Below are 17,943 nucleotides of genomic sequence, written 5' to 3' on the forward strand. Positions count from 1 at the left end.
GCGCCGGTGGCGGAGAGGGCGCGGCCCACGGCGAGGGCGGCGGTCACCAGGGCGGGGTCGTGGGAGTCGGGGATGTTCTGGACGGCGTAGCCCTCGGTGCCGTCGGCCCACACGGTGAGGGCGGTGGCGCCGGTGGCGACCTCGCTGCGGCGCTCCAGCGCGCCCTGGCGGCAGACCAGTTCGTCGGTCCCCCGGCGCAGTGTCCACACCTCGGCGTCGGCGCCGTGCCGGGCCGCTTCCTCGATCAGGGTCTCGGTCATCGTTCGGTACCGCCCACCAGGAGCGAACCGACCCGGAGGGTGGGGCCGACCACGCCGACCGTCACCCACTGTCCGAACTTGCCGCACTTGGCGGCGCCCACCGTGCTGTCGTCGGCCACGGCGTCGATGTCCCGGAGCACCTGCGTTCCCGTTCCCGTGATGGTGGTCTCTTCGACCGGGTCGGTGACCCGCCCGTTCTCGATGAGGAAGCCGTTGGTCACCCGGAAGGTGAACTCGCCGGTGGACTCGATGACTTCGCCGCCGCCGACGTGCTGGGCGTAGATGCCGTGCTCGGTGGAGGCGATGATGTCGGCCACGCTCGAGGTGCCGGCCGCCAGGCAGGTGTTGGTCATCCTGGGCTGGGGCGGCTGGAGTGCCGTGGTGCAGCGGCCGTTGCCGCTGGAGGGGCGGCCGAGGCGGGCCGCCGACTCCTGGTCGGTCAGATAGCCGGTGAGCACGCCGTTCTCGATGAGGGTGGTCGGGCTCCCCGGGGTGCCCTCGTCGTCGTAGGTGTAACTGCCCACCGCCCCCGGCACCGTGGGGTCGTCGGTCAGCGTGACGAGGGGGGAGGCGATGTGCTCGCCGAGCCGGCCGGCGTAGACGGAGCCGCGCAGGACCTCGTCGCCCTCCAGCGGGTGGCAGCAGGCCTCGTGCAGCAGGACCATGCCCCGGCCGCCCGCCACGACGACGGGGAGCCGGCCGACCGGTGCGGGTCTGGCGTCGAGCCCGGTGACCGCGCGGCGGGCGACTTCCCGGCCGGCGGCGCGGACGTCGATGCCGCTCAGCGGGCCGCTGACGCCCGGGGTGTAGAAGCCGGTGGCGACACGGCCGGCGCGGCGGGCGATCACCCGGATCGTGAGGTAGCTCAGCAGGCGGTGTTCGTCGTACAGCCCGGTGTCGTCGGCGAGCACCAGGTCCTGTTCGCCGAGTTCGAAGTCCACCACGACCTGGGCGACCGAGGGGTCGAACTTCCGGGCGGATTCCTCCAGTTCGGCCAGGGCACCGAGGGCGGCGGACAGTTCCATCCACTCCGGCACGGGACCGGAGTCCGGCGCGCGGTGGCGGACCGGGTCCCGGGTGTCGCCGGCGGCGAGCCGGGCCACCGCCGGGTCGAGGCCGGAGACGGCACGGTGCAGGTAGGAGTCGCGCAGCACATAGCGGGCGGCGCTGGCCTGGCCGCGCTGCACGCTGATGTCACGGATCCGGCCCTCGGCGTACCGGCCGCCGACGCGATGCCAGGACTGGGCCGCGGCCGAGGTCGCGACGCAGTCGTGCGGGCGCCGCTGGCGCATCTCGGCGGCAAGGTCGTGACCCACCTGGCGGAGGGAGTCACTGGGCATGGGTGTTCTCCTCGGCTGGACGTGCCGCGCCGCGTGACAAGGGGCGGTGCGGGGCTACTTGCTCGACCACATGCGGAACATGTAGCGGTTGACCTGGTCCGGGCTGTCGGTGTCCAGGTCGATCCCGCGGGGCGCGAACCGGTCGTAGAAGGCGGTGCGGGTGTGCAGGAACCGGTCGTCGGCGGAGACCAGGGTCTGCCCGCGTTCGAGGCGGATGCGGTACTGGACGGACGACTGGTCCAGCACGGCGTCGAAGAAGTCGAGGGCGGCGCGCTGTTCGTCGGTGATCGGCTCGCCCTTCTTCTCGTGGGCGACCTCGATGTACGTCCGGAAGTAGCGGACGAGCGGTTCGCCGTCGGCGGTGTAGCGGATGATCGGGGAGCGGAAGAATCCGGTCTCCGCGCTCAGCGACATGCCGCGCTTCTCGAACCAGAAGTCCTGGGTGAGGATCTTGAGGACGTCGGGGTGCCCGGCGAGGACGTCGTGGACGGGCTTCGCGTCGACGAGGATGCTCTCGCCGCCGATGTAGGCGGACTGCCCGCAGGACAGCAGCAGGTAGTCGATGGGGTCGACGTCGTTGACGGCGTCGTTGTGCATGTACGAGCCCTGCTTGGTCTGGTGGTAGCGGGCGCCGTCCTCGATGGTCCTGCGGACGCCCCGGTCGTACACCTCGATCAGCCGCCAGCCGTCGGTGTTCTGCACCATGGGCCGGCCCAGCGCGGTGCCCAGCACCCAGGCGTACAGGGCCTGTCGGCGCAGTGAGCGGACGCCCGCCACCCGGTCGTAGACGATGAAGTGGGCGCGGGAGTCGATGACGTCCCGGCTGCCGTCGACCTCCGCGGCGAAGCGCGGCACCGCGGTGAGGTCGACCTCGATCGCGTCGACGCGGTCACCCGGGTGCTGCCGGTCGAGGGCGGCCACGTAGTCGGCCAGTTCGCTCTGAGCCTGCTCCGAGAAGGTGTGGAACGCCTCGGCGGGGACTTCCAGAGTGCGTGGATGAGTAGGCACGAGCGCGGTGCTCATTCTCGGCTGTTCCTCTCTGTTTCCCGTCGGCCCGGGCGCCGGGCCAGAACGATTGGAGCACGTTGGCAATTAGTTGACAAGTCATTGACAACCGTTGCCAGCCGCCCTAGGTTTTTGCTCCGTGCCGATCGATCAAACGCCTCAACGGCTGGATCTCGGCAGTTCACAGCAGCGCAGCGCACAGCTCAGCGCTTTGGCAAGGATTGCCATCCCATTGTCAAAAGACCAGGAGTTTCAGGCGTGCAGCGACCCATATACCCCTCATTCCGCTCCGTCCTGGCGGACAACGACGTCGTCCGGGTCGCGGGAGCGAACCACGCCCTGGGCGGACTGCTGGCCGAAGAGGCCGGCTTCCAGGCCGTGTGGTCGTCGAGCCTGGAGGTCTCCGCGTCCCGCGGCCTGCCCGACGCCAGCATCCTGAGCATGACCGAGTACCTCGAAGCCGCCGCGAACATCCAGAAGGTGCTGCGCATCCCGGTCGTCGCCGACTGCGACACCGGCTACGGCGGCAATCTCAACGTGGGGCACATGGTCCACGAGTTCGAGGCCGCCGGCATTACCGGGCTCTGCCTGGAGGACAAGCTGTTCCCCAAGATGAACAGCTTCGTGGCGGGCGGTCAGACACTGCTGGGCACCAAGGAGTTCGCCAGGAAGATCAAGATCGCCAAGGAGGCGCAGGCCTCCAAGGACACCTTCGTCATCGCCCGCACCGAGGCCCTCATCAGCGGCCTGGACGTGGCCGAGGCCCTGGACCGCTGCCGCACCTACGCGGACTCCGGGGCCGACGCCGTCCTCGTCCACTCCAAGGCGAAGACCCGCGACCAGGTCGTCGCCTTCCTGGACGGCTGGGACTTCCGGGTCCCGGTGGTCATCGTCCCGACCACCTACCCCGACTGGCACATCGACGACATCCGGCAGGCGGGCGTCTCCGTCGTCATCTACGCCAACCACGGACTGCGCGCCACCGTCAGCGCCCTGCGCGACACCTACCGCTCCGTGTACGAGAACGGCGACACCACGGCCCTCGAGGGCTCCATCGCCTCGGTCAAGGACATCTTCGCGCTCCAGGGACTCGACTCCTGGCAGAAGCTCGACAGCTGATCGCCAGGACGGCCGCGCGGCGCGCGCGGGACGAGCGGACGGCGGCCGTGAGCGGGCCGGCGCACAGAAGCGGACAGGACCCTTGGCAATCATCTCCACTGCGGACGACCTGCTCGACAGCGACGTCTACATCGACCTGGACCACACGCTCGGCATCCCGCTGCACCTCAAGTGCGAGGGCTTCAACTTCGCGGGATCCGTGAAACTCAGGGCCGCCACGTCCATGGTCGTCACCGGTCTGCGGAACGGTCTGATCGGCGACGGCTCCACCCTCGTCGAATCCTCCTCGGGCAACCTCGGCGTCGCCCTCAGCGTCGTCACGGCGGCCCGGTCGATCCCCTTCGTCTGTGTCACCGACCCCAAGTGCAACCCGGCGACGGTCAAGCTGATGCGGGCTCTCGGCAGCGAGGTCGTGGTGGTGGACCGGCCCGACGCGAGCGGCGGCTACCTCTCCGCCCGCAAGGCCCTCGTACGGGAACTGTGCGAGAGCAACACCGGCTATGTGTGGCTCAACCAGTACGAGAACCCGGCCAACTGGCTCGCCCACTACGAGAACACCGCGCCCCTGATCGCCAAGCAGTTCCCCGACCTCGACGTGCTCTTCGTCGGCACGGGGACCGGCGGCACGCTCAGCGGCTGCGCCCAGTACTTCCGGGAGAACCGGCCCGGGGTGCGCATCGTCGCGGTGGACACCGTCGGCTCGGTCAACTTCGGCCTGGCCGCGGGCCCCCGCCATCTGCCCGGACTGGGCGCCGGCGAACCCATGCCGTTCGTGCGGCGGGACCTGGTCGACGACGTGGTCCCGGTGCCCGAGCGGGACGCCGTGCGGATGTGCCGGCGCCTGGCCCGGCACGGATTCCTCCTCGGCGGCTCCACCGGAACCGTCGTCAGCGGTGCCGCCGGCTGGCTGGCCGGGCACGACCCGGGCCGGTCGCTGAACGCGGTGGCCATCTCGGCGGACCTCGGCGACCGCTACATCGAAACGGTTTACGACGACTCGTGGGTCCAGGACACCTACGGCGACCTCCACACGGAACGGGAAGGCAGCAATGGCTGAGCAACAGGCCGGACCGCCGGGATTCTCCGTCGTCCCCGGCGCGGCCGTCCACCGCAGTCTGGCGGGACGCCGGGCGGAGATCATCGACCTGGTCGAGGACGCCTACCGGCTCCACGGCGAGGGACGGACGGTGAACCCGCCGTCCTACTTCCTCCGGTTCCCCGACCGGCCCACCGCCCGCATCATCGCGCTGCCCGCGTCGGTCGGCGGCGGGGTCGGCGCGGACGGCGAGGCAGGCGGAGTCGACGGCATCAAGTGGATCTCCAGCTTCCCCGGCAACCTCGGTCTGGGCATTCCGCGCGCCTCGGCCCTGCTGCTGCTCAACGACCCGCGCACCGGCTACCCGTACGCCTGCCTCGAAGGGTCGATCATCAGCGCGGTGCGCACCGCCGCCTCGGCCGCGTCAGCCGCCCGCCGACTGGCCGAGCAGCGCGGCACTCCACGCCGTGTCGGCTTCTTCGGCACCGGTCTCATCGCCCGGTACGTCCACGACTACCTGTCCGAACTGGGCTGGCAACTCGACGAGTTCGGGGTGCACGACCTCAGCGCGGAGTACGCGGCCTCCTTCGCCGAGCGGGTCCTCGGACCGACCGGTCGGCCGGTGCGGGTGCACCAGGACGCCGAGTCCCTGGTCCGCTCCTCGGACCTGATCGTGTTCGCGACCACCGCGGCCGCCCCGCACGTGACCGACCCCTCCTGGTTCGACCACAACCCCCTGGTGCTGCACGTCTCCCTGCGCGACCTCGGCACCGACATCGTGCTGCGCAGCGCCAACGTCGTCGACGACGTCGAGCACGTGCTGAAGGCCGACACCTCCGTGCACCTCGCCGAACAGGAGACCGGCGACCGCGACTTCCTGGACGCCACCCTGTACGACGTCCTCACCGGCAAGTTCACCGCCCCCGCCGACAGGCCCGTGGTCTTCTCGCCGTTCGGCCTGGGCGTGCTGGACCTCGCGGTGGGCGCCCATGTGCACCGGCTGGCCACCGCGGCCGGCGACACCGTCCCCGTCGACGGCTTCTTCCACGAGCTGGACCGCCACCAGAGCGCGGCCACCTCATGACCGCGCCCCTCACCCCGGCGGAACTGCCGCTCGCCCCGGGCGCCCTGGACACGGCCCGCGAACTGAGCCTGGGCCGGGACAGCGGCCCGTCCGACACCGCGTCCGGCGTGCTGGCACGGGTCGCCGACACCGCGGCCCGGACACCGGAGCGCACCGCGGTCACCGACGGCGGGTCCACCCTGACGTACGCCGGACTGCTCGCCCGCGTGGGCCGGTTCCGCGCGGTGCTGAGCGCGGCCGGCTGCACGGCCGGCACGGTCGTCGCGGCCGTCGGCGACCGCTCCGCCGACACCGTCGCCGCGTTCCTCGCCCTCGAAAGCCTCGGCGCCGTCTATCTGCCGATCGCCCCCGACTGGCCGGCCCAGCGGGTCGGCGAGGTCCTGGCCCGCAGCGGGGCCGGCCTGCTGCTCGACTACTCCGGCTCCCCGGGAGGCGGCGGCCCACGCGGCCGTACGGCGGTGGCGGCGGCCGCCGGGCTGGGGACGGCGACGGTCTCGGCGCCCGGCGGCGACACCCCGGTGTCCGTCGCGTTCGCCGACGAGAACCCGGACCGCTCCCTGGAACCCCGCTACTGCATCTTCACCTCCGGGACCACCGGGCGGCCCAAGGGTGCCTCGGTGGAGCACCGCGGCATGATGAACCACCTCTGGGCCAAGGTCGAGGACCTCGGTCTGACCGGGGCGGACCGGCTGGCCTTCACCGCTCCGCTGGTGTTCGACATCTCCGTCTGGCAGATGCTGGCCCCGCTCCTCGTCGGCGGTGCCGTCGTCGTGGTGCGCGAGCCCGAACTCGCCTTCCCCCGGCGCCTGACGAACGTCCTGGAGCAGTCCGGCGTCACCGTCGTCGAACTCGTGCCGACCGTCGTCGGCTGGATCACCGAGCAGGCCGAGCGCCGCACCGGCACGACCCTGCCCGCGCTGCGCTGGCTGATCTCCACCGGCGAGGAACTGCACACCGGCCTCGCCGCCCGGTTCCTGGCCGCCGCGCCCCACGTCCGGCTGCTCAACGCCTACGGCCCCACGGAGTGTTCGGACGACATCACCCACCACGAGGTGACCGCGCCGGACACCGCCCGCCCCCGGCTGCCGGTCGGCGCACCGGTCGGCGGGGCCCGGCTCTACCTCCTCGCCCGCGAGGACGACGGGCGGTGGCGGGCCGCCGGCGCCGGCGAGAGCGGCGAACTGTTCGTCGGCGGGGTGGTCGTCGGACTCGGCTACCTCAACGACCCCGACAACAACGCGGCGGCGTTCTTCACCGACCCCTTCGACGCCGGCTCCCCCACCCGGCGCCTGTACCGCACCGGCGACCTGGCCCGGTTCGAGGACGGCGTCGTCCACTACCTGGGACGGGTGGACCGGCAGGTCAAGGTCGCCGGGGTGCGCATGGAACTGGACGAGATCGAGGTCGTCCTGCGCCGTCACCCGGCGGTCGACGAGTGTGCCGTCGTGGTGCCCGTCGTCGACGGACGGCCCGAACTCGCCGCCTACTACACGCTGTCGGCCTCCGTCCCGGCCGAGGAGCTGAAGGCCTGTCTGGCCGCCGCGCTCCCCGAGGCCATGGTGCCGCGCCGGCTCACCGAGCTCGACGCGCTGCCGCTGACCCAGAACGGCAAGACCGACCACCGTGCGCTGCGCCAGCTGACGCAGGACGGCTCGACCCCGGCAAAGGTGTGACATGGCACGCGAGAACACGACCCGAGTACCGCCCGCCGGCACCCCCGCCGCCCCCGAGGTGACCGTCGACGACCTCCCCACCCACGCCCGCCTGCTGCTGGCGCTCGCCCGGCCGCGGCTGAGCGCGGCCGGCATCACGGAGATCCGCGCCCTGGCGGCCCGGCCCGACCACGACTGGGGCGCCTTCCTGGAGGCCGCCGCCTGGCACAAGCTGTTGCCCCTGGTCGGCCGGCACGTCGACCGGTACCGCCTGGACCGCAAGGCGGGCGGGTCCCCCGGCTTCCCCTACTCCTGGGTGTTCATCGGCGCCTATCTCGCCAACCGGGCCCGCAACCAGGCGCTCGCCGACGAGTTCGGCCGTGTCTTCGCCGAACTCACCGCCGCCGGGCTGCGGTTCGCGGTCCGCAAGGGCTTCTCCCTCGGCGAGGGCGAGTACCACGACCCGGCGCTGCGCCGCATCGCCGACCTCGACGTCCTGCTGGCCCGCGGCGACGCCCCCGCCGCCCACGAGGTGCTCGCCCGGCTCGGCTATCTCCAGGGCCAGGTCGCCGAGGACGGCGAGCGCATCGAGCCGTACAGCCGCCAGACCCAGCTGTTCTGGAAGCTGAACCTCAGCAACCAGCTGCCGTACCGCAAACCCGGTGGCCGCCCCGACATCACCGACTTCAACGTCGACATCTGCCACGACATCTTCCAGAAGAAGTCCGGTGTCTCCCTGGCCGCCGAGGAGTTGCTGGACCGCGCCGTGCCCGTCGTGCTGTGCGGGGTGCCCGCCTGGGTGCCGGCGCCGGACGACCGGCTGCTCGACCTGTGCTCCCACCTCCACAAGGAGGCCGTGAGCCTGCACTTCTTCGAGAACAGGCAGGACCTCCAGCTCAGCAAGTTCCTCGACCTGAGCCTGGTGGCCGAGGCCACCGACGACGACGCCTGGCAGCGCTTCCTGGAGCGGGTCCGCGAGGTCGGTGCCGAGGCGATCGTCTACTACGCCCTGCACTTCACCGCCGTGCTGTACCCGCACTCCGTGCCCGCGTGGGTGCTCGACAAGGTGCGCCCGGACGACACCGACTACCTGGAGCAGTACGGCTCCCTCGACGGGCGGACCGCGCGCTGGCAGCAGAGCTTCCTCGCCCGGCTCTTCGACCCCGGCCGGCACACCGCGGGCACCGCCTCGAATGTGCCGCTCCAGTGACCGGCACCGGCGCGCGGGACGGTGAGCCGGGGCTGCTCGTCCTGAAGGTCGGCGGCAGCCTCCTCTCCGACAAGCGGGACACCGGCGAGACCGACTGGACCGCCATCGACGACTACGCCGGGCTGCTCGCGGACCTGGTCGCCGCCTTCCCCGGCCGGGTGGTCCTGGTGACCGGGGGCGGCGCGCTCTGCCACCCGGTCGGGCTGCGGATCAAGGCGGCCGTGGACGACCCGTACGCCGCCGTGGCCCTGACCGAACCGGCGTTCCTGATGCGCTGGGCCTGGACGACCCGGCTGCGCGCCAGGGGCGTACGGGCCGTCCCGCTCCAGGTCACCTCCCTGCTGGAGGAGCGCCCCGACGGCAGCCGGGTCTGCCACGGCGCGGTCGTCGGCCGGCTGCTCGCCGAGGGCGCGCTGCCCGTGCTGTCCAGCGACTGCTACCTCACCGCCGAGGGCACCCTGCGCATCCTCAGCAGCGACGACGTACCCGCCGTCCTGCTGGACCTCGGTGCCGGCCCGGTGCGGGTGGTGGCCCTCACCGACGTCGACGGCATCCACACCGGGGGCCCCGGCTCCCCGGTCCTCGCCCACCTCGATCCCGACGAACTGGCCGCCGCCCGCGCCCTGTTCTGGACGGACGCGTGGGACGCCACCGGTGCCATGGAGGGCAAGGTCGAGGCGCTGGCCGACTCCGCCCGGCGCGGCGCCGAGTGCGTCATCACCCGCGGCGACCGCACGGCGGCGGACCTCAGACACCTCTTCGCCCCGCTCGCGGACTGGCCGCGCGACACCCCGCGCACGCTGATCGCGCGCCGCACCCCCGGCGGCGCCACTCCCCCGCCCGCCCTCTTCCTGGAGAACGCCCCATGACCACCGCGTCCGACCGCCGGGACCGGGTCGTCCTGCTGAACCCGGGTCCCGTCAACGTGCACGACCGGGTCCGCACCGCCCTCGCCTCGCCCGACGAGTGCCACCGCGAACCGGAGGCCCAGGACCTCCTGGCCGGCGTGGCCGGCAAGATCGCCGAGGTGTGCGGCGGCGGCGACTCGCACACCGCCGTACTGCTCACCGGTTCGGGCACGGCGGCCCTGGAGGCGGTCGTCAGCTCCGTCGTACCCGCCGACGGACGGCTCCTCGTCCTCGACAACGGCCACTACGGCGAACGGCTGCTGCGCATCGCCCGCGTCCACGGCATCGGCGTGGAGCACCTGGAGTTCGGGTGGGCGAACCCGATCCCGCCCGAGGAGGTCGACCGCTTCCTGAGCGAGCATCCAGGCGTCACCCATGTCGCCGTGGTCCACCACGAGACCAGCACCGGCATGCTCAACCCGCTGCGGGAGCTGGGCGCCGTCGTCGCCCGGCACGGCCGGTCGCTGATCGCCGACGCCATCAGCAGCCTGGGCGCCGAGGAACTCGACGTCGTCGCCGACCACGTCGACTGGTGCGTCGGCACCGCGAACAAGTGCCTGGAGGGACTGCCCGGCATCAGTTTCGTCTGCGCCCCGCGCGACCGGTTCGCCGCGCTGGAGACGGTGCCCGCCCGCACCTTCTACCTCGACCTGTACGCCGGCTACCGCGCCCAGGTCCTCGACCGCAGCCCCCAGTTCACCCCGGCCCTGCAGGTCCTGCGCGCCCTCGACACCGCCCTGGACCTCACCCTGGAGGAGGGCGTGGCCGCCCGCGGCCGCCGCTACACCGAGCGCGCCCGGGAGATCCGCGAAGGCCTCGAACTGCGCGGCATCGAACTCCTCCTCCCCCCGCACCACCGGGCCGCCTCGATCACCAACGCCCATCTCTCCGACGGCCTGACGTACGACGAACTCCACGACGGACTCAAGGAGCGCGGCTACGTCATCTACGCCACCCAGGCGAAGTCCGCCGGAGTGTTCCGGCTGGCCAACATGGGCCAGCTCACCGCGGCCGACATCGCCGGCCTGTTCGCCGCGTTCGACGACGTCCTGAGCAAGCACGAGACCGAGAAGAAGGAGTGGTGAACCGGTGACGACCGACAACTCCCGTGCCGCTGCGCCGATTCACCTGGCCATCGTGGGCGGCGGACCCACCTGCACCTACGTACTGGAGCGGCTCGCCGCCCTGGTCCGCGCGGGCGACCGGCCCGTACCTCTGGAGATAGTGATCTACGACCTGTCGGGGGAGTTCGGTCCCGGGCAGGTGCACAGCCCCGACCAGACCAGAACCAGCTATCTCAACCGGGTCGTGGGCCAGGTGGCGTTCGCCGCCGACGAGAGCGTCGTCGCGGCCGGCCCGCTGCTCACGGCCGGCGAGCGGCCCACCTTCCTGCAGTGGTGCCGCAGGAAGTTCCAGGAGACCGGAGACCCGCGCTTCGACCTGGTCGCCGAGGACTGGCCCAAGCGCTATCTGCACGGCCTGGCCCTGAAGGACCAGTTCACCCAGTACGTCGAGATCCTGCGCGCCGCCGAGGGCGTCTCGGTGACACTGCGGCGGTCCGAGGTGGTGGACCTGGAGGAGCGCGGCGAACGGTTCGCGGTCCTCACCGCCGACGGGGCGACGCCGTACGAGGCGGACCAGGTCCTGATGCTCACCGGGCACTCCTCCAACCGGCCCGAACTCGACCCCCGGCAGGCCGCCTGGGCGGACTTCGCCGGCCGGCACCGGGCCCATCTGATCCCGAACGCCTACCCGTTGGAGCGGTCCCTCGACCCCGCGTCCACCGGTCCCGGGACCACCGTGGCCTGTCTGGGCATGGGGCTCACCGGCATCGACGTGCTGCTGTACCTCACCGAGGGCCGGGGCGGCACCTTCGAACGCGGTGCGGACGGCCGGCTGGAGTACCGGCCGTGCGGACGCGAGCCCGACTCCGTCGTCGCGTTCAGCCGCTCCGGACTGTTCACCTTCGCGCGCCCCTACAACGAGAAGGAACGCGACATCGCGGCCCTGGAGTACAAGGGTCCCTTCCTCACCACGGACGCCGTGGCCCGGCTGCGCGCCACCGTGGGCGTGCCCAACGTCATCGGCGGCCACGAGAAACGCCAGCTCGACTTCGAGGCACACGTCTTCCCGCTGATCCTGCTGGAGATGTCGCTGATCTACTACGGCACCCTGTACGGCGCCGAGTTCCGGGCGGCGGCGATCCGGGCGGCCCGCCCCGGGTACGAGAAGTTCCTCGCGGACGCCGACACGTTCGCCGGCCACCGGGAGGCGGCCTCGTTCCTGCTGGCCCCGCTGGAGGAGCTGGCACGGTCCGCCGCCGCGCAGGTGGACGAGGCGCTGGCGGGCCGCGCGGCACCGCAGGACGGGCAGCCGCCCCGCACCGCTCTGCTCAGCTCCTTCCTCACGGTGGTGCACGGCGCCGACCAGGCCGCGAAACTGCTCGAACTGGCCGATTCCCCCGAGGAGTTCGCGAGCGCCGTGGCCGCCGCCGAGTCCCCGTGGCGGCACCCCCGGCGCGCCGCCGAGCACCGTTTCTCCTGGGAGCGGACGATCGCCCCGGTCCCCCGCGACGGCTACCCGGACGCGGAGGCGTACGTCGAGACCTTCCTCGACTTCCTCGACAGGGACATCCGCTGGGCGGCCCAGGGCAACCTGAGCAACCCGGCGAAGGCCGCCGCCGACGCGGCCTGGCGCGACCTGCGCGGAGTGGTGATCGACGCGGTCGACTTCGGCGGTCTGCGCGCCTCCTCGCACCGCACCTTCCTCGGCGTGTACACCCCGCACCACAACCGGCTCTGCCAGGGTGCCTCCGTCGAGGCCATGGAGAAGGTGACCGCGCTCATCCGCTCCGGCCACGTCGACATCTCGGCAGGCCCCGGTGCCTGCGTCGAGACCGACGAGGACAGCGGCCGGTTCCGGGTCGGCGGGCCGGTGACCGGCACCGTACGGCAGGCCGACGTCCTGGTCGACGCCCGGGTGCACTCCTTCGACGCCGAGCGCGACGTGATGCCCGTCTACCCCAACCTGCTGCGCCGCGGACTGGTGCGGAAGTGGACCAACCCCGGTGTCGGAGAAGGGGACTTCGTCCCCGGTGGCCTGGATCTGACCCCCGAATTCCACCCGGTGCGCGCGGATGGCACGGTCGAGCCACGGATCACCTTCCTGGGCCCGCCCAGCGAAGGGGTGATGTACCACCAGATCGGCGCGCTCCGTCCGAACAAGGACCACCACGTCATCCGGGACATCCTGTGCTGGATCAACGCGTTCATGCCGCAGGAGGCCCCGGCCGGCACGGAGCCGAAGGACATCGAAAGGACCCCGGCATGAGCAACACCCCCTACGACGCCCCGGAGTACGGCGGCATCGAGATCCCGGAGCGGCTGAAGGAGATCACCGCGGCGCACGAGCGGCTGCGCGCCGAGGCGGCCGGACTCACCGAGCAGGACGCGCGGGCGGCGATCGAGCTGCCCGGCTGGACCCGCGGCCATGTCCTGATCCACCTCGCGGACCTCTCCCGGGCCTTCGCCCGGCAGGCCCGGTACGCCGTCGAGGGCCGCACGATCGAGGTGTACGACGGCGGCCGGCCCACCCGCGACCGGCGCATCGAGGAGCTGCACGACCGCCCCGTGGAATGGCTGCGCGAGCAGCTGGCGGAGGGCCTGACCGCCCTGGAGGAGGCGTGGGCGGCCCTCGGCCCCGACGACTGGGACCTGCCCTGCGCCTACCGCAACTCCCCCTTGTTCGCCACCCAGTTGGCGTGGTGGCGGGAGAGCGCACTGCACGGCGTCGACCTCGGCGCGGGCGACCGCTCCGAGGACTGGAGCGCCGCGCTCTCGGCCCATGTCGTCTCCTTCCTCCAGGTCCGGCTGCCCGACGGCACCACCGTCGTCGCCGAGGACACCGGCCGGGAATGGCACCAGGGCGCCGGCGACGGCGCCGAGGTCCGCGGCACCCTGCGCTCACTGGCCGCCTGGATCTCCGGCCGCCCGCACTCCGCGACGCCCACCACGACGGCCGCCGCCCTGCCCGAACTGAACGCCTGGCCCTGACCGGCCCGTGCCGCGCGTCCGACGGGCGCGCGGCACCCGTACCCCGGAAGCGAGTTCACGTCATGACCGTCACCCAGACCGGCCCGGCACCGGCCGGACAGCTGGAAACCCCGGCCCAGCAGCTCGTCCGGGCCTTCGCCGAGCGGGGGTTCACCCACTTCACCGGGGTGCCCTGTTCCCTGCTCAAGGGCGTGTTCAAGGTCCTCGAAGGCAAGGACGCCCCGCCGGCCGAGGGACTGTCCTACTTCCCGGCACCACGCGAGGACTCCGCACTCGGCGTCGCCTCCGGGCTCGCCGCCGCCGGAGCCAGACCGGTGGTCCTCATGCAGAACTCCGGCCTCGGCTACTCCCTCAACGTGCTGACCTCACTGAACCTGATCTACGACCTCCATGTGCCGCTGATCGTCAGCTGGCGAGGTCACGACGGCAACGACGCGGTGGAGCACGACGTGATCGGCCGTGAACTCACCCATCTCCTGGACGTGTTCGACCTGAAGCACACGGTCTTCGACCCCGAGCAGCCCTACGCCTCCGTCGACCGCTGCCTGGCGAAGGCCGAGGACGGCCGCTTCACCCCCGTCCTCATCGTGAAGGAAGGCATCTGAGCATGTTCGGCATCCAGGACGCGATCCGCGCGGTCACCGAGAAATACCCCACCTCGCTGTACGTCTCCACCTGCGGGTTCATCACCCGCGACCTCTACAACATCGCCGACCGGCCGCAGAACCTCTATCTGGTCGGCTCCATGGGCATGGCCGCGCCGGTGGGTCTCGGCGTGGCCCTGGCCCGCCCCGACAAGCACGTCGTGGTCCTCGACGGCGACGGCTCCTTCGCGATGAACCTCAGCGTGCTGCCGATGATCGCCGAACACGCCCCCGATCTGGTCCACGTCGTGCTCGACAACGGCCTGCACGAGAGCACCGGCGGCCAGCGCCCGGTCCGTATCGGCGACCCCGCCGCGCTGGCCCGCGCCGCGGGCTACCCGGCCGCGTACGCCGTCGACTCGGCCGAGGACCTGGCAGCCACCCGGCCCGACCCGGGGGTCACGTCCCTGCTGCACATCAGGTGCGCCCCGCGCGGCGCCCACGCGGGCGCGCGCGTGCGCTGGACCCCGCAGCAGGTGGTCGACCGCTTCCGCGCCGAAGCGGTCGCCTGAGCCCCGGCCCGAAAGGAACACGCCTCATGGGCCGGAGAGAAACACCGCTCGTGGACCGGAAAGGAACACCGCTCATGGAAGAGACGACCGCGGTCCTGGAGCCGGCCGTCCGGGAGATCCTGCTGCCCCTCCTCGGACCGTCCACCGACGCCGCCGCCATCGGCCCCGACACCGACCTGTGGGAGGCCGGCCTGGACTCGCTGGGCAGCGTGTCCCTGATGGCGGGTCTCGAGGACACCTTCGGCATCGAGTTCCCCGACGCCCTGCTCACCAGGGACACCTTCTCGACCGTGGGCCGGATCGTCGCGGCGCTGGACGGCCTGGTGCGCACATGACCCTCGACCTGCGGCAGCTGCCCCGGCGCTCGTCGAGACTGGTCGACCTGAACCTGCTGAAGATCAGGATCTCCTCGAACCTCCCGGAGTTCGACGCGTACGCGTACTTCTCCCGCTTCGCCGAGGAGGCGCCGTCCGCCGAACCGGCCGACCACGAGATCCACTGCGTCGATCTCGACCTCGCCCTGGACCGGGACACCTTCGACACCGGGGAACTGCGGGCCCGCGCCGACCGCACCCTGCGCGCCAAACGCTTCCGGGCCGGCTACTACCTGAACCACATCTTCGGCGCCCCCGCACACCTGATCACCGAGGGCCACCGCTCGTACGTCTTCGGGCACCGGCTGGAGCGCACGGTCTGGCCCTATTTCGTCAAGCGGATCCTGACCGACTTCGCCGTCGACCACGGCTATCTCCACCTCAAGGCGGGCGGGTTCACCTTCGCCGACGGCAGCGCCACGCTCCTGGTCGGCCCCAACGGCGGCGGCAAGACGGTCTTCCTGACCCAGGCGTGCCGCGCCGGGGCCAGGTTCCTGACGAACACCCACGTCCTGGTGCGGGACGGCGCGGCCTTCGCCGTCCCGTCCGCCGTCCGGATCCGGCGCGACCCACAGTTCGACGACCTCATCGAACGGCACCGGCTCACGCCCCATGTGGAGAGCGGCGACTACCTCGCCGCCCCCGAACTGCTGTTCCCGGGCGTTCCGGCGGACACCGGCCGGATCCGCAACATCGTGATCACCGCCCACGATCCGGCCGGCCACCGCGGCTTCGAGCCGATCTCCGCCGACCAGGCCGCCCTGTTCCTCGACCAGTTCGCGTCCGCGGTCACCAACTACGGCCTCAAGGACGACCTCCTGGTCCACTTCGGCGGCGACTTCGAGAAGTTCACCGCCGCGCTGGCCACGACGAGAACCCAATTGACCGAACTGGTGGCCGGGGCCCGCTGCTTCCGGGCCAACGTCGACATGCTCGACCCGGGCTGCAGGGCGGAGGTGCTGGCGGAGCTCGGTGGTGAACCGGCCGGCAAAGTGCCAGGGCCGGCCGGGCCGGCAGGGGCGACCCGTTCGGCCGGGCCGACCGGGTGACGCCACTCGTCGCGCTGGTGGTGCTGCTGGCGGCGGTCACCCACGCGAGCTGGAACGCCATCACCCACCGGATCAAGGACGAACTGGCCGGCCTGACCCTGGTCGGCATCGGCCGCGCATCCTCGGGTGCGCTCCTCGCCGCGGCGGCCCCGCTGCCGGCGGCGGACGTCTGGCCCTTCCTGATCGCATCCGGCGTCCTGCACGTCGGCTACCAGGTGGCACTGATCAGCTCCTTCCGGCTCGGCGACTTCGGCCAGGTCTATCCGATCGCGCGCGGGGTCTCCCCGACCGTGGTCACCCTGTTCGCGACCTTCGTCCTGGGCGAACGGATGGGCACCGCGGCCACCGTGGGCATGATCCTGGTGACGGCGAGCCTCGTCGGCCTCGCCCTGTGGGGCGTACGCGGCCGGTCGCAACGCCCCCCGCAGTGGCCGGCCATCGCCATGGCGGCCACCACCGGACTGACCATCGCCGCCTACACCCTCGTCGACGGGGTGGGCATCCGCACGGCGGGCGCGGCCCTCGGCTACATCGGCTGGCTCATGGTGCTCGACGGCACGGCGATCCCCACCTACGCCGCGCTACGACTGCGCGGCGGCCTCGCCGCACGGCTGCGCCCCGTGGCGCTGCCCGGACTGCTCGGCGGCGTGCTGTCCGTCGTGTCGTACGGGCTCGTGCTGTGGGCCCAGACCCGGGCCCCGCTCGCACCCGTCGCGGTGCTGCGGGAGTCCAGCGTGATCGTCGGCGCGGCCATCTCCGTGTTCCTGTTCAAGGAGCGGTTCGGTGGCGCCAGGATCGTCGCGGCGAGCGTCATGATGACGGGCATCGCCCTGATGCTCGCCACCACCTGAGAGGAGTGGCATGGGCCGGGAGATCGAACGGAAGTTCCTGCTGAGAGGCGACGGCTGGCGCACCCTGGTCACCAGAACCACGCTGCTGCGCCAGGCCTACCTCTCCACGGACCCACGGCGCGAGGTACGCGTCCGGATCACGGACGACACGGAGGCCTTCCTCACCGTCAAGGCGAAACAGGCCGGCCCGGCCCGCGCCGAGTTCGAGTACGCGATCCCGGTCGAGGACGCCCAGGAACTCCTCACCCACCGCACGGGCGGACTCGTGGAGAAGCACCGCCACCACCTCGCGCCACCCGCCGCCGGCCACTGGATCATCGACCAGTACACGGGAACCCACACGGGCCTGATCGTCCTGGAGATCGAATGGGAGCAGGCGGAGGACACCTCACTGGTCCTCCCACCCTGGGTGGGCACCGACGTCACCGGCAACCCCGCCTACTCCAACGCGACCCTGGCAGCGACCCCCGCCCAGCACCCCGCACAACCCGACTGACCCGCGAGCCGCCAACCCGCCACGCGCTACACTGACGCCGGTGGCGCGGCCGTACGTCGACTGCGCGGCCACCACGCCTTCGTAGCTCAGGGGATAGAGCACCGCTCTCCTAAAGCGGGTGTCGCAGGTTCGAATCCTGCCGGGGGCACCAGTCCGATCAGGCCTTGGGCCCCGGACTTCCCTGCTCAGGGAGGGTCCGGGGTCTTTCTCGTGGCCTGTCCGCCCACTCTGCACCTGAACACGCCGATCCGTATCGCCAACGGCTCATCGGGAAGCGGCCTCGCCCTCCCAAGGAGAGAGCAGGCTGCAGCCAACGCCAGGCTGTGAGTATCGAGTTCGGCCCACGCGAGT

Annotated in this window: 18 protein-coding genes and 1 tRNA gene; 16 read left to right on the forward strand and 3 right to left on the reverse strand. The window is 71.8% G+C overall.

The window, feature by feature from the left end:
• The 3 genes from SSP08S_RS57705 to SSP08S_RS50670 form a co-directional block, all read right to left on the reverse strand.
• Positions 1-260 (reverse strand): hypothetical protein (locus SSP08S_RS57705; RefSeq protein WP_043260414.1); only part of this gene is annotated, 260 nt, incomplete at its 3' end.
• Complete coding sequence (locus tag SSP08S_RS57710) at positions 257-1,600, reverse strand: TldD/PmbA family protein (protein ID WP_019075320.1); 1,344 nt, start codon at positions 1,598-1,600, stop codon at positions 257-259. The genes SSP08S_RS57705 and SSP08S_RS57710, both read right to left, overlap by 4 nt.
• Before the next feature lie 54 nt (positions 1,601-1,654).
• Positions 1,655-2,623, reverse strand: a complete 969-nt coding sequence (locus SSP08S_RS50670; protein WP_019075321.1) for a TauD/TfdA family dioxygenase — start codon at positions 2,621-2,623, stop codon at positions 1,655-1,657.
• A gap of 240 nt (positions 2,624-2,863) precedes the next feature.
• Here SSP08S_RS50670 and SSP08S_RS50675 point away from each other — a divergent pair, with 240 nt between their 5' ends.
• The 16 genes from SSP08S_RS50675 to SSP08S_RS50750 all read left to right on the forward strand — a co-directional run bounded on the left by SSP08S_RS50675 (position 2,864) and on the right by SSP08S_RS50750 (position 17,743).
• The gene (locus tag SSP08S_RS50675) at positions 2,864-3,724 is read left to right on the forward strand and encodes an isocitrate lyase/phosphoenolpyruvate mutase family protein (RefSeq protein WP_019075322.1); all 861 of its coding nucleotides are present in this window, start codon (positions 2,864-2,866) and stop codon (positions 3,722-3,724) included.
• A gap of 82 nt (positions 3,725-3,806) precedes the next feature.
• The gene (gene sbnA / locus SSP08S_RS50680; protein WP_019075323.1) at positions 3,807-4,781 is read left to right on the forward strand and encodes a 2,3-diaminopropionate biosynthesis protein SbnA; all 975 of its coding nucleotides are present in this window, start codon (positions 3,807-3,809) and stop codon (positions 4,779-4,781) included.
• Positions 4,774-5,844 carry a 2,3-diaminopropionate biosynthesis protein SbnB gene (sbnB, locus tag SSP08S_RS50685; protein ID WP_019075324.1) on the forward strand — a complete coding sequence of 357 codons (1,071 nt, stop codon included), beginning with the start codon at positions 4,774-4,776 and terminating at the stop codon, positions 5,842-5,844. Before sbnA ends, sbnB begins: the two co-directional genes overlap by 8 nt.
• Complete coding sequence (locus SSP08S_RS50690; protein ID WP_019075325.1) at positions 5,841-7,517, forward strand: amino acid adenylation domain-containing protein; 1,677 nt, start codon at positions 5,841-5,843, stop codon at positions 7,515-7,517. Before sbnB ends, SSP08S_RS50690 begins: the two co-directional genes overlap by 4 nt.
• 1 nt (position 7,518) lies before the next feature.
• Positions 7,519-8,706 carry a nucleotidyltransferase domain-containing protein gene (locus SSP08S_RS50695; protein WP_019075326.1) on the forward strand — a complete coding sequence of 396 codons (1,188 nt, stop codon included), beginning with the start codon at positions 7,519-7,521 and terminating at the stop codon, positions 8,704-8,706.
• Entirely contained in the window at positions 8,703-9,575 is an 873-nt protein-coding gene (locus tag SSP08S_RS50700; RefSeq protein WP_019075327.1) for an amino acid kinase family protein, read from the forward strand. Before SSP08S_RS50695 ends, SSP08S_RS50700 begins: the two co-directional genes overlap by 4 nt.
• On the forward strand, positions 9,572-10,699 hold the full coding sequence (locus tag SSP08S_RS50705) for a pyridoxal-phosphate-dependent aminotransferase family protein (RefSeq protein WP_019075328.1): 1,128 nt from the start codon (positions 9,572-9,574) through the stop codon (positions 10,697-10,699). The genes SSP08S_RS50700 and SSP08S_RS50705 overlap by 4 nt, the downstream gene beginning before the upstream one ends.
• Before the next feature lie 4 nt (positions 10,700-10,703).
• Positions 10,704-12,944, forward strand: a complete 2,241-nt coding sequence (locus SSP08S_RS50710; protein WP_019075329.1) for an FAD/NAD(P)-binding protein — start codon at positions 10,704-10,706, stop codon at positions 12,942-12,944.
• Entirely contained in the window at positions 12,941-13,666 is a 726-nt protein-coding gene (locus SSP08S_RS50715) for a maleylpyruvate isomerase family mycothiol-dependent enzyme (RefSeq protein ID WP_019075330.1), read from the forward strand. The genes SSP08S_RS50710 and SSP08S_RS50715 overlap by 4 nt, the downstream gene beginning before the upstream one ends.
• Positions 13,667-13,728: 62 nt before the next feature.
• Complete coding sequence (locus SSP08S_RS50720; protein WP_051106154.1) at positions 13,729-14,271, forward strand: thiamine pyrophosphate-binding protein; 543 nt, start codon at positions 13,729-13,731, stop codon at positions 14,269-14,271.
• Positions 14,272-14,273: 2 nt separating this feature from the next.
• Entirely contained in the window at positions 14,274-14,822 is a 549-nt protein-coding gene (locus SSP08S_RS50725; protein ID WP_026179530.1) for a thiamine pyrophosphate-dependent enzyme, read from the forward strand.
• A gap of 74 nt (positions 14,823-14,896) precedes the next feature.
• Positions 14,897-15,157: a phosphopantetheine-binding protein gene (locus SSP08S_RS50730; RefSeq protein WP_019075331.1), complete on the forward strand. Its 261-nt coding sequence runs from the start codon at positions 14,897-14,899 to the stop codon at positions 15,155-15,157.
• Positions 15,154-16,245: a FomB family phosphonate monophosphate kinase gene (locus SSP08S_RS50735; RefSeq protein WP_019075332.1), complete on the forward strand. Its 1,092-nt coding sequence runs from the start codon at positions 15,154-15,156 to the stop codon at positions 16,243-16,245. The genes SSP08S_RS50730 and SSP08S_RS50735 overlap by 4 nt, the downstream gene beginning before the upstream one ends.
• Positions 16,242-17,096 (forward strand): EamA family transporter, encoded by an 855-nt coding sequence (locus SSP08S_RS50740; RefSeq protein WP_019075333.1) that lies wholly within the window; start codon positions 16,242-16,244, stop codon positions 17,094-17,096. The genes SSP08S_RS50735 and SSP08S_RS50740 overlap by 4 nt, the downstream gene beginning before the upstream one ends.
• Before the next feature lie 10 nt (positions 17,097-17,106).
• Complete coding sequence (locus SSP08S_RS57715; RefSeq protein WP_019075334.1) at positions 17,107-17,592, forward strand: CYTH domain-containing protein; 486 nt, start codon at positions 17,107-17,109, stop codon at positions 17,590-17,592.
• A gap of 75 nt (positions 17,593-17,667) precedes the next feature.
• Positions 17,668-17,743, forward strand: a tRNA-Arg gene (locus tag SSP08S_RS50750).
• Positions 17,744-17,943 lie beyond the last annotated feature (200 nt).

Origin of the sequence: Streptomyces hokutonensis (assembly GCF_000376565.1) — a bacterium.
Lineage (GTDB): Bacteria > Actinomycetota > Actinomycetes > Streptomycetales > Streptomycetaceae > Streptomyces > Streptomyces hokutonensis.